This is a genomic window from Bifidobacterium sp. CP2 (genome assembly GCF_018555635.1).
GTDB lineage: Bacteria > Actinomycetota > Actinomycetes > Actinomycetales > Bifidobacteriaceae > Bifidobacterium > Bifidobacterium saguinibicoloris.
In genome coordinates this window covers 1-8,865 of record NZ_JAFEJX010000023.1, presented here as the reverse complement: position 1 = coordinate 8,865, position 8,865 = coordinate 1, and the positions used below count along the sequence as shown (strand labels likewise).

The following is an 8,865-nucleotide window of genomic DNA, read 5'->3' as shown; positions in this document are numbered from 1 at the left end:
CGACTACCAGTACCGAAAACCCATGCCCGACGTCAACCATGCCCCAGGACACATGTAAACCATGCCCCAGGAGATACCGTCAACCATGCCCCAAGACATACGTCAACTATGCCCCGAGACAATACACCGGCAGAGGTCCGGCGGTCGACGGCGGAAATGTCAGCCCCGGAAGGGGAAATGTCCAACTCGAATAATGACATTCAACAACGCAGCCGGACCGCCTGGCCCGACGGTCTCATCGAGGAAAGGAGCCATCATGGGACACGACGTATCGGAGGACAAGCAGATCTGGGACGACGCCTACGCGCTGGACCGCAAGCACGTCTTCCACTCCTGGCACGCGCAGCGAGACCTCGACCCGGTCGAGGTCGTCACCGGACACGGCTCGTGGCTCAAGTTCGCAGACGGCCGCGAACTGCTCGACTTCACCAGCCAGCAGGTCAACGTGAACATCGGCTACCAGCATCCCAAGGTCATCGAAGGCATCAAGAAGCAGGCCGAACTGCTGTGCACCATCGGCCCCGACTACGCCAACCTGGCCCGCGGCCGCGCCGCCTCCCTCGTGGCCCGCCGCGCCCCCGAAGGCTTCAACAAGGTGTTCTTCACCAACGCCGGCGCCGACGCCAACGAGAACGCGATCCGCGCCGCCCGCCTGTTCACCGGGCGCGACAAGATCCTCTCCTCCTACCGCTGCTACCACGGCAACACCGGCGCCGCCATCAGCGCCACCGGCGACTGGCGCCGCAAGCCCAACGACTATTCGCGCGGACACATCCACTTCTTCACCCCCTACCTGTACCGCTCCGAATTCTCCGCCACCACGCAGGAGGAGGAATGCGAACGCGCCCTCACCCACCTGGAACACGTCATCCAGTTCGAAGGACCGGACACCATCGCCGCCGTGCTCCTCGAATCCGTGCCCGGCACCGCCGGCATCATCATCCCGCCCAAGGATTACTTCAAGGGCGTGCGCGAGATCACCAAGAAGTACGGCATCCTCATGATCACCGACGAGGTCATGGCCGGCTTCGGCCGCACCGGCTTCTGGTTCGCGCTCGACGACTACGGCTACACGCCCGACATCATCTCCTTCGCCAAAGGCTGCAACTCCGGCTACGTGCCCGCCGGCGGCGTCATCCTCAGCGACCCCGTGGCCCACCACTTCGACGACGTGGTATTCCCCGGCGGCCTCACCTACTCCGGCCACCCGCTCGCCATGGGGGCGATCGTCGCCACCCAGGAGGCCATGGAGGAGGAGCACATCGTCGACAACGCCTACAACGTCGGCAAGACCGTGCTCGGACCGAAGCTCACCGCCCTCTACGACAAGCACCCGAAGATCGGCGAGGTCCGCGGCAAAGGCGTGTTCTGGGCCGTCGAACTCGTCGAGGACCGCACCACCAAGGAACCCCTCGCCGACGCGACCATGAAGCAAATCGTCGCCGAAGGCAACAAGCGCGGCCTCGTCCTCGGCATCCACAACAACCGCATCCACGTCACCCCGCCCTGCGTCATCACCCCCGACGAAGCCTCCGACGGCGTCGACATCCTCGACGAGGCCCTCACCGCAGCCGGCTGCTGAACCGGACGCCGGACCCGTCGGACGAACACCGGACGGACGCGCACGCGGCCGGACGGAACGCAGGATAATCGGACACGAACACACCAAGGAGACAACATGACCAACGCAACGAAACGCGCCGTCGTCACCGGCGCATCCAGCGGCATCGGCGCCGCCACCGTACGCGCCCTCGCCGCCGACGGCTGGACCGTCGTCGCCCTCGCCCGGCGCGAGGCGAAACTCAAGGCGCTCGCCGACGAACTCGGCGACGCCGTCAGCTACGTGACCTGCGACATCACCGACGAGGCCGAAACCCAGGCCGCCGTCGACCAGATCCTCGCCGAAGGCGGCGTCAAGGCGCTCGTCAACTGCGCGGGCGGCGCCATCGGCAAGGACCCGGTCGCCACCGCAAGCCTCGACGACTGGCGGAACATGTACGAACTCAACGTGATCGGCACGCTGCGCATCACGCAGAAACTGCTCCCCGCGCTCAAACAGGCGCCCGGCGGCGGCACCGTGCTCGTCATCTCCTCCACGGCCGGCATCGAACCATACGAGGGCGGCGCCGGATACTGCGCCTCCAAATTCGCCGAACGCGTCATGGCGCGCGTGCTGCGCCTCGAACAGATCGGCGAACCCGTGCGCGTCATCGACATCTCCCCCGGCATGGTCGAGACCGAGGAATTCTCCCTCAAGCGCTTCGGCGGCGACGCCGCCCGCGCGGCCAGCGTGTACGCCGGCGTGCCCAGCCCGCTCAAGGCGGAGGACATCGCCGAATGCGTGCGGTGGGCCCTCGGGCAGCCCGACACCGTGGACGTCGACTCGATCGTCGTCCGTCCGCGTGCGGAAGGCTCGTACACGAAGGTGTACCGCGAGCGGTGAGCGCGTGACGTGGTCATGGCCGGCGCGCGGTTGCGTCGCGACCGCGCGCCGCGCCGTAACAGGCCAGAGCGGTGACGGCCATAACCGCATGCGATGACGCCGACGGCATGTTCCCTCGCTGTCGGCGTAATCGTAGTGATGCGGTACGGTATACCGGACGCAGGTGCATCGAAACGAGGTATGGGCGTCCGTCCGCACGGACGGATGTCGGATGCGCCGCGCAAAGGGGGACGGGAGATGCGCGCACGACGTGCGCGCCCCGTCGCGGAAGAACACGGAACGTCGGGGTGTCGGGCGCAACCGGGCATCGGACGCCACCGGACACCACCGAACACGGAAGAAGAGGGAACATCATGCGCATCAGGAAACGGATCACCGCCGCGATCGCCGCGACGCTCGGCATCGGACTGCTGCTCGCCGGCTGCGGGCAGGTGGGAGACACCGCGGCCGACACCGCCGAACAGGACGGCAAGGCGGCGGTCATCACCGTCAACAACGTCGAACCCGCCAGCGGACTCATCCCCTCCGACACCAACGACATGGCCGGATGGAAGGTCGTCACCCAACTGTTCGAAGGCCTCGTCACCTTCAGCAGCACCGGCAAACTCATCTACGCCGACGCCGAATCCATCACCCCCAACGCCGACGCCTCCCAATACACCATCACACTGCGCGACGGCCTCGAATTCTCCGACGGCGAGAAGATCACCGCCGAAACCTACGCGAAGTCATGGTCGTTCGCCGCGAACGCCGCCAACGGACAGATGGGCGCCGCCATCTTCTCCACCATCAAAGGCTACGACCAGCTGCAGGACGAGAACGGCGACAAGAACGCGCAGCTGAGCGGCCTCAAAGTCATCGACGACAAGACGCTCCAGGTCACGCTCGCCGCACCCGACTCCTCCTTCGACTACAAGGTGGGCGACGTGGCGTTCCTGCCCCTACCCTCCAGCGCCTACAAGGACATCAAGGCGTTCGGCGAAAAGCCCGTGGGCAACGGCCCCTACCAGTTCGAATCCTGGACGCACGACGGTGAGATCAAACTCACGCCCAACCCCAAGTACACCGGCCCCCGCACGCCGAAGAACGGCGGCGTGACCTTCAAGCTGTACACCAACCTCGACTCCGCCTACGCCGACCTCACCGCCGGCAACCTCGACGTGCTCGACTCCATCCCGTCCAGCGCGCTCGCCACCTACAAGAGCGAACGGTCCATCCAGGCGTTCAGCAAGGCCGGCCCCGGCTTCAAGGCGTTCACCATCCCCTCCGGGCTCAAGCACTTCACCGGCGAGGAGGGCAGGCTGCGCCGCGCCGCCATCTCCTACGCGGTGAACCGCGACCGCATCGTCGACAAGGTGCTGCGCGGCACCGCCACCGCGGCCACCGACTTCACCGCGCCCTCCATCGCCGGATACTCCAAGACGCTGTCCGGTTCCGATGTGCTCTCCTACAACGCCGACAAGGCCAAGGAACTGTGGAAGAAGGCCGACGCCATCTCACCGTGGGACGGCACGTTCCGCCTCGCCTACGCCTCCGACTCTGGCTCCAAGCAGTGGGTGGACGCCATCGTCAACTCCATCAAGAACGCGCTCGGCATCGACGCGCAGTCCTACCCGTTCCCCACGCAGAAGGACTTCTCCGGCGCCGTGCACGACCGCACCATCAACGCCGCGTTCACCCAGGGCCTCCAGTCCGACTACCCGCATCCGGAGGGCTACCTCGTGCAGGCCTACGACTCCGCCTACGCGGACGGCAAGGGCCTGAACAACGGCGACTACAAGAGCTCCGAGTTCGACGGGCTCATCGACGAGGCCGCGAAGCAGACCACGCTCGACGGATCGGTCAAGTACTACCGTCAGGCTGAGGAGGTGCTGCTCAAGGACCTGCCCGTAATCCCGCTGTGGTACGGCAACGTGTCCGCCGGCGCGGGCAAGGGCGTGAAGAACGTGAAGTTCAACTACATGGGGCTGCCCGAGTACCAGAACCTCGTGAAGTAGGTGTGGGTGTAGGTGCTGGTGCTGGTGAGCGGCCGGTAGTCGCGGTGGAGTCCGTGCTTTCGCGATTATCGGCCGCTGAGTAACTGTGAGCGGTCGATTGTCGCGGTGGTGTCTCTGCTGCTGCGGCAATCGGCCGCTGGCCATATGTGAGGGGCCGATGGTCGCGGTGGGGACTGTGGTGTCGCGGCAATCGGCCGCTGATGCCGTGTAGGAGGCTGATTGTCGCGGTGATGTCTCTGCTGCCGCGACAAACAGCCGCCGGGCATGGATAAGGGGCCGATGGTCGCGGGAGCTGGATGCTCTCCGCGATTATCGGCCCCTTATGCGTGTTTATGTGCTCACACGCTCACATGCTCATGCGTCGCGTGGCTGGCGTGTATCCGGAAGTGCCCGGCCGCCACATATGGCTCACGCGAGGTGGGAGCGCATGAACCACTGGAACTTCTCGAGCTCCTGGACATGGTCCTGGATGATGTTGGAGCTGACGAAGTCGAGCTCGTCGAGCTCGGCGACGGCCTTGCGGTCGTCGGCGATGAACGCGTCGTAGTACTCGATGAGCGCCTTGAGATACGCTTCGGTGCCTTCGCGGCCTTCCGCGTCGAACGGCTTCCACGTGCGGTTGCGGACGATCGCGTCGGCGCGGCCGTCCGGGGTGCCGCCCAGCGTGGCGATGCGCTCGGCGGTCTCGTCCGCCTGCGCGAGCACGACCTCGACCTGCGGGTCGAGCATCTCATGCACGGCGATGAAGTTCGGGCCGGTCACGTTCCAGTGCGCATGCTTGAGGACGAGCGCCGCCTCCTGTTCCTGGCTGAGACGGTTCTGCAGGATGGCGATGGCCTTCTCCGAGACGGCTTCGTCGAGTCCCGGGACGATGAATGCAAGGGTCATGATGGTGTTCCTTCCTTTCCTTGTGGGCTCCCGTTGAGGAACTCCGGGTGCCTTCAGTCTACATGAGTCCGAGGTTGCCGCGTGTAGACTTGACGTTAAGAGTTTCCGGATGACGGTGCCGTCGTGATGGATGTGGTTGAGGTGTGATGCATGACGCGCGGCCGTCGCGATGGATGATGGAGGGGACGCCATGCGGTTCTGCACACGATGTGGTCGAAAGATCGAGGATGGGTATAAATTCTGCGCGGGATGCGGCACCCCTCTGATCCAGGATACGGTCCGGAATACGGTTCAGGGTGCAAGCCGGGACGCGGTTCGTCCTGCCGTGCCGATGCCCGGAGCCGTCGAACAGGGGCCCGGAACACCCAGAACACCCAAATCGTCCGGATCGCCCGAACGGGTAACAGAAGCCGGTACCGGCTTCGATTCCACGGCGATCGACGATGCCACGGTCCTGTCATCCGCCGGAAACCGGCTTCCGCCGGTCCCGTTGCCTCCGTTGCCTCCTCAGGCTGAGCCCGCCCGGCCGATTGCCGCCGCGGAGGCAGGCGCGGCGTCGCAGAACGATGCGGGACAACCGGAGACGGAAGCTTGTGCGGCGAAAACCGAGACGGCGAAAACCGGGGCGACGGAACAGTCGAAGGCGGAACCGGCGCACCGTGTGACGACGTTCGGCGATTTGGCCCGCGAACACGAGGAACGGGATAAGGACGATAAGGCCGATAAGGCTGACGGCGTGCGCGGCCAATCGCCGGCCGGACCCGTGATGGGGAACGGAACCAACGGAACCGCGGCCGGATACGGTTCGCAAGGGAACGAATCGTACCGTCGCGGCGCGTCCATCGATACGAACACGTCCGCGTCGGATAGCGGAAGCTTCGGGTGGACGGTGCTCGGATTCTTCGTCCCCTTGGTCGGATTCATCCTGTTCTTCGTATGGAGGAACAGCCGCCCGTCCAACGCGCATCGATGCCGCAACGGCGCCATCGCCGGCATGGCGGCCAACATCATCCTCGGACTCGTCCTGCGCGCTGTGGAATATGCCGCCATGCAGAGCCTCGACGATCAGGTCACGACATCGCAGTCGGCGCCGGCGTCGTCCGGTTCGGACTCCTCCGGCGATTCATCCTCGTCCGATTCGTCCGGTTCTTCCGATTCGGATTCCAGCGCCTCGAATGAGGGTTCCGATGGCTCCGGCGAGACCTCCAGCGCGCCGGTGGCCAGCGATGCGTACAAGCCGCAGGACGGCAAGGAATACTATTCCTACGACCGCATCCTGATCGACGACGGCTATCCCAACGGCATCAGCCCGAGCGACCCCGCCACGATCGCCGAATTCGAGAAGATCCTGCGCGAGGACACTCTCCCGCTCTACGGCTTCGACCCGATCTCCGACCAGCCGGCCAAGGACGGCGGCGTCGACGTCAGCTGCGACGGCGTCATGGGCTCGTCGTCCATCAACAACGGATATCCCTACACCATCAAGTTCAATTACGGTGACGGCACCATCACCTACACCAACTGGTACTACCCGGGGTCCTTCAGCACTCCCGTGGCCACCAAGACGTGGACGTTGGATGTGCTCAGGCCATGCGGGGCGACGTCCTCCGCGGTGAGCTCCATACCTGCCGGCACGCCGGTCACCGAAACCTACTACAACGCGGACGGCTCGGTGGATAGAGTCGAACAGTACTGAGCATTGCCGGCGATGCCGTTTGCCGACGGTACCGCCGCGGTTGCCATTGACGTCGCGACGGGTACGGCGGCTGGTTGCGGCTGGTTGCAGGCGACGGCATGGTCCGCACCGGAACGAAGGCGGTTCCTGCCCCAGGGCAGGAACCGCCTTCATCGTTGGGGCGTGGCTCAGTTCTTCGCCTTGTCCTTGTTCTGCTTCGTATCCGCGTCCGGCTCGTAATGGTCGGGCGCGCCGGCCTTCTTCACCTGGATGGTGTCGATGCGTCGGCCGTCGACCTTCGTGACGATCATGTCGTAGCCGTCGTCGGAGTGGAGCACGTCGCCCTCCTCGCCCATCTTGCCGGTGTGGGCCAGGAAGTATCCGGCCACGGTCTCGTACGGTCCATCCTCCAGTTCGATGCCGGTCAGGTCCTCGAAGTCCTCCAACGTGGTGCCGCCTTCCACGGTGGCCACGCCGTTGACGAACGCGCTCTGGCGGTTGCGTCGCGCGCCGCCCGGCTGGTCCGGCAGGTCGTATTCGTCGCGGATGTCGCCCACGAGCTCCTCGGTCATGTCCTCCAGGGTGACGATGCCGTCGGTGCCGCCGTATTCGTCGATGACGACAGCCAGGTGGATGCCGCGTTTGCGCAGCAGTTCGAGGCTCGGCAGCAGCTTCGACGTACCCGGCAGGGAGATGCCCTCGCGCGTCACGTCGGACACGGTCCTCGCGTTCGGGTCGCGCACGTCGAGCAGGTCGCGCACGTGCACGAAGCCGAGCACGTCGTCGAAGTCCTTGCCGGTGACGGGGTAGCGGGAGTATGGCATCTCGCGCACGTAGGCGGCCGCGTCCGGGATGGCCATGGAGCCGTCGAGGAACACGACGTCGGCACGCGGGCGCATCACCTCCGCCACGATGGTCTCCGACGCGTCGAACACGTCGTCGAGGATGGTGCGTTCGTCCTTGCTCAGGTTGGTGTTCGTGTTGACGAGCACGCGCAGCTCGTCGTCGGACACCTCGGATTCGGTCTCGTTCGGGTCGAAGCCGAGCAGGCGCACGATGCCGTTCGTGTTCTTGCCGATGAGCCAGATGAGCGGACGGCAGACCTTGGCGAACACGTCGATGGCGGGCACCACCGCACGGGCGATCGCCTCGGTGCGCTGCATGGCGATGCGCTTCGGCACCATCTCCGAGATGACGATGGAGCAGTAGGAGATGATGAGCGTCAGGGTGATGGTGGTCAGCGGCGCGGCGATGTGCGCGGGCACGCCCCAACCCTCCACGACGGGCGTGATGTACGGGGAGATCGACGATTCGCCGAACGACGCGGACAGGAAGCCGCAGAGCGTCACACCGATCTGCACGGTGGACAGGAACGTGTTCGGGTCGCGGGCGATCTTCGCCACGCGGGCGCCGCGGGCATCCTCCTGTTCCATCTGGTCGATCTGCGATCCTCGCAGCGAGACCAACGCCAGCTCGGTGCCGGAGAACACGGAGCCGAGCAGCAGGAAGACGAAAATCAGCAGGATGTTCATACCAAGTGACATGCACCCCACTCTAAGGGAGCGGCACGTCAATGGGGTGCGGATGTGCTTCGGCCCGGCGCATCCTACGGAATCAGGCGTGTGCGGTGCGTCCGCCTGCCCAATTGCGTCCGTTTCTATAGGATTGGGCGTGAGGGGTGCGTTCGACTGCCTGGTTTCGTCCGTTTCTATAGAATCGGGTGTTTCCGGGGGTTGTGTATTGTCTCGGGGCATAGTTGACGTATGTCTTGGGGCATGGTTGACGGTATCTCCTGGGGCATGGTTTACATGTGTCCTGGGGCATGGTTGACGTCGGGCATGGGTTTTCGGTACTGGTAGTCG

General features: G+C 65.1%; 6 protein-coding genes. 4 read left to right on the top strand and 2 right to left on the bottom strand.

What is annotated here, in order from left to right:
* Positions 1–256: 256 nt before the first annotated feature.
* The 3 genes from JS531_RS10825 to JS531_RS10815 all read left to right on the top strand — a co-directional run bounded on the left by JS531_RS10825 (position 257) and on the right by JS531_RS10815 (position 4,440).
* A complete protein-coding gene (locus tag JS531_RS10825; RefSeq protein WP_214315868.1) occupies positions 257–1,582 on the top strand; it encodes an aspartate aminotransferase family protein in 1,326 nt (441 codons plus the stop codon).
* A gap of 96 nt (positions 1,583–1,678) precedes the next feature.
* Complete coding sequence (locus JS531_RS10820) at positions 1,679–2,443, top strand: SDR family oxidoreductase (RefSeq protein ID WP_214315867.1); 765 nt, start codon at positions 1,679–1,681, stop codon at positions 2,441–2,443.
* A gap of 353 nt (positions 2,444–2,796) precedes the next feature.
* Complete coding sequence (locus tag JS531_RS10815) at positions 2,797–4,440, top strand: ABC transporter substrate-binding protein (RefSeq protein ID WP_214315866.1); 1,644 nt, start codon at positions 2,797–2,799, stop codon at positions 4,438–4,440.
* A gap of 408 nt (positions 4,441–4,848) precedes the next feature.
* Here the strand turns inward: JS531_RS10815 and JS531_RS10810 are convergent, their stop codons facing one another.
* On the bottom strand, positions 4,849–5,328 hold the full coding sequence (locus JS531_RS10810) for a DNA starvation/stationary phase protection protein (RefSeq protein WP_214315865.1): 480 nt from the start codon (positions 5,326–5,328) through the stop codon (positions 4,849–4,851).
* 766 nt (positions 5,329–6,094) lie between these two features.
* On the opposite strand from JS531_RS10810, the gene JS531_RS11190 reads away from it, so the two are divergent.
* Positions 6,095–7,024, top strand: a complete 930-nt coding sequence (locus JS531_RS11190) for a hypothetical protein (protein ID WP_240542194.1) — start codon at positions 6,095–6,097, stop codon at positions 7,022–7,024.
* Positions 7,025–7,191: 167 nt separating this feature from the next.
* Here the strand turns inward: JS531_RS11190 and JS531_RS10800 are convergent, their stop codons facing one another.
* On the bottom strand, positions 7,192–8,547 hold the full coding sequence (locus JS531_RS10800; protein WP_214315862.1) for a hemolysin family protein: 1,356 nt from the start codon (positions 8,545–8,547) through the stop codon (positions 7,192–7,194).
* Between the last annotated feature and the right edge of the window lie 318 nt (positions 8,548–8,865).